Consider the following 2,891-nt stretch of genomic DNA (forward strand, 5'->3'; position numbering starts at 1 on the left):
GGGCCGGCCGGTAGGGGAAGAAGACGGGCTCCCTCCCGGCGCGCAGCCGCGCGAAGAACGCGTCGATCTCCCCGGCCGGCTTCTTCCAGAACTCCGGACGGAGCGGGTTGTCGGCGGTGCCGTCGCCGTCGCGGTTGCGGTTGAGGTTGCGGTTGCGGTTGGTGTCCAACGGGGTCACCTCGCGTTCATGGGCCACAGGTAGGAGGGGGTGTCGGCGGGCATGGGGCCGCCGGCCAGGCCCCACAGGACGCACAGGACCAGGTAGACGAAGGTGGCGGTGTTCCCGGCCCCGATGCCGGCGAGGAGCCGGATGATGTTCTGTCCCCGCGCGGTGGAGGCGAGTTCGGCGCCCCGGTAGATCCACGGGACGGCGCCGCGGGTCTGTTCCAGGTGCCGCATGACGACGAAGGGGGTGGTGAAGAGCGTCGCGGTGAACGCGGCGGACAGGGGGATGTTGTACCAGTGCCCGGCGAAGAGGGTGACCGGCTTCCAGGCGTGGGCGTAGGAGTAGATGCCGGTGTTGAGCCACGCCGCCTCGATCAGGGCGTCGGTGACGATGCCGGCGATGAGGATGGCCGTCCACAGCCGCAGCGGTCCCCAGCGGGGGAACCGGTCGGCTATTTTGCGGCCCGCCAGCGCCTGGGCCCACACCCACAGGATGAGCAGGCCGAACCCGACGCCGGTGACGGCGATGGGCGCCTCGATCTGGAGCTCCGGATGGGGCGGGTTCCAGCCGGGAATGTACGGCCCCCACGAGTTGACGTGCGCTGCATGCTGGTTCACCACGACGGTGATGTCGCGGTAGTCGAGCAGGGGGCTCTGCCAGGAGGAGATCAGGAAACCGGCGGCGATGCCGGCGTCGAGGGTGACCTGTCCGCGGCGCAGGCTGGTGCGGGTCAGGTGCACGGCGCAGGCGATCAGAGTGAGGACGAGGAGGACCTGCACGGTGACGACGACGATGGTGCGTGCGGGCGAGATGCTGTCGCCGCCGTAGTGCGGGGAGCGCACCCCGTGGGCCGCCCAGGGGATCAGGACCGCTGCCCCGGCCAGGGTGAACACGATGCCGGTGAGGGCCCACCAGAAGGCGGGGGCGTGGACGAGGCGGCGGGCGGAAGTGGCGGTGGCCGTGCCGAGTGTGCTGGTCATGACGGATCGTCCCGTGTGTCTTTGTCCCGTGTGTCTTCGTTTTGTGTGTCTGTGTGTCCGGGGCCGTGCAGGAGGCCGATGAAGCTGCCCGAGACACGTGGCCGGGTCCACCGGTTGGCGATGCGCAGGAGTTCGGCCAGGTGCGCGGTCAAAGGGAGCGGGGTGCCGGTGGTGCGGGCGGTCGCCAGTGCGGTGTCGAGGTCTTTGACGAGGTCGGTGAGGGTGCCGAGGGTGTCGTCGTGCGGGTCGAGCATGTGGGGCAGGAAGTGGCGCAGAAGAGGGGTGTCGGCGAAGCCTCCGGCCAGTCCGCTGAGCAGCCGCTCGGGCGGGATGCCGGCGGCCTCGGCCAGGGTGGCCGCTTCGGCGGCCCCCCACACGTTCGCCGCGACGATGACCTGGTTGCACAGCTTGGTGGCCTGCCCCGCGCCGAGGGGGCCCATGAGGGTGATCTGCCGGGCGTAGGCGGCCATGAGCCCGTGGACACGGTCGAAGTCGGATTGGCTGCCGCCGGCCATGACGGTGAGGGTCCCGCCCTCGGCCGCGGGGGTGCCGCCGGAGACGGGTGCGTCGAGCCAGGAGATCCCGTTGGCGGCGCGCAGCCGTCCGGCCACCGTACGGGTCGTACCGGCGGGGATGCTGGAGTGGTCGATGACGAGCTGCCCGCGGCCGGGGGCCGTGTGCAGGCCGTCCGCTCCCAGCGCGATGCCGGTGACGGCCTCCTGGTCGGTGACGCACAGGGCGATGACGTCGCAGGTGCGGGCGAGGTCGGCGGGGCAGGCGGCGACGACCGCGCCGGCCGCTCGCAGGGGCTCGGTCTTGTCCGCGGTGCGGTTCCAGACGGTGAGCGGGAAACCTGAGGTGAGGATCCGGTGCGCGATGGGGGAGCCCATCACGCCCAGCCCGATGAATCCGACGGTGAGGGCCATGGCTGCTCCTCGGCCGCGTGGCCGGGCACGGCCGCCGAAAAAGACAGGGTGGGGCAGGTGGTGCGGCGGCCGTGCCCGGACACGGGGCGGGTCAGGTGATCTGCCGGGTGATGGTGGTGAGGTTCCAGTAGGAGACCTCGGTGCGGAACCGTCCCTCGGGCGAGAAGGTGAAGACGCTCAGCCCGTGCTTGGTGAAGCGGCGGCCCATCACGGCGTTCTCGGTCACCCGCGGGAAGTGCCCGACGACGGTGGCCGACAGCGTCCACTTGGTGCCGATCTCACCGTCCGGTCCGGTGAGATAGCCGTCGAGGGTGAGCTGTTCGTCGTGGAAGGCGTCGAACCAGGTCGCCACGTCCTTGCGGAGCTTGGCCTTGTCCTGGACGACGCTGTCCAACGCGATGTCCTCCAGGCGCAGTTCGTCGGCGAAGCACGACAGATAGGCTTCGAGGTCGTTGGTGCACAGGGAGTTCGCCCAGGTGCGGAAAACTTTGTCGTGTTCGGGTGAGATGTTCACTGCTCCTCCGTGTTCCGGTTCGGTGAGAACGTTCAGGCGGACACGCGGTCCAACAGGCGCCGTACGTCGTCCAGTTGCGTGGTGTCCGCCGCGCACGCGGTGTAGCCGTCGGGCCGCACGAGCAGGCACTGCTCCCTTGGGCCGTCGATGTGCTGGTGGGTGACGAGGGTGCGGCCGCGCACGAGTTCGGCGGCCCGCTCCCGCAGCACCGTGCGCCCTACGCCCCGTGTGACCAGCCGGTAGGCGGTGGTGGGTTGCTCTGCCCGCGCCCAGTCGGGGCAGGGCAGCCCGACCGCCGCCTACCG

The 2,891-nt window shown here is 70.6% G+C and carries 4 protein-coding genes; all 4 read right to left on the reverse strand.

Annotated features, from left to right (window positions below):
• Positions 1-174: 174 nt before the first annotated feature.
• The gene (locus tag CCN72_RS30425) at positions 175-1,146 is read right to left on the reverse strand and encodes a spirocyclase AveC family protein (protein ID WP_086811254.1); all 972 of its coding nucleotides are present in this window, start codon (positions 1,144-1,146) and stop codon (positions 175-177) included.
• The gene (locus CCN72_RS30430) at positions 1,143-2,072 is read right to left on the reverse strand and encodes an NAD(P)-dependent oxidoreductase (RefSeq protein ID WP_086811256.1); all 930 of its coding nucleotides are present in this window, start codon (positions 2,070-2,072) and stop codon (positions 1,143-1,145) included. Before CCN72_RS30430 ends, CCN72_RS30425 begins: the two co-directional genes overlap by 4 nt.
• A gap of 91 nt (positions 2,073-2,163) precedes the next feature.
• The gene (locus CCN72_RS30435; protein ID WP_086811258.1) at positions 2,164-2,586 is read right to left on the reverse strand and encodes a nuclear transport factor 2 family protein; all 423 of its coding nucleotides are present in this window, start codon (positions 2,584-2,586) and stop codon (positions 2,164-2,166) included.
• Positions 2,587-2,618: 32 nt separating this feature from the next.
• The gene (locus tag CCN72_RS39270; protein ID WP_158101440.1) at positions 2,619-2,795 is read right to left on the reverse strand and encodes a hypothetical protein; all 177 of its coding nucleotides are present in this window, start codon (positions 2,793-2,795) and stop codon (positions 2,619-2,621) included.
• Between the last annotated feature and the right edge of the window lie 96 nt (positions 2,796-2,891).

Origin of the sequence: Streptomyces murinus (assembly GCF_002154555.1) — a bacterium.
GTDB lineage: Bacteria > Actinomycetota > Actinomycetes > Streptomycetales > Streptomycetaceae > Streptomyces > Streptomyces murinus.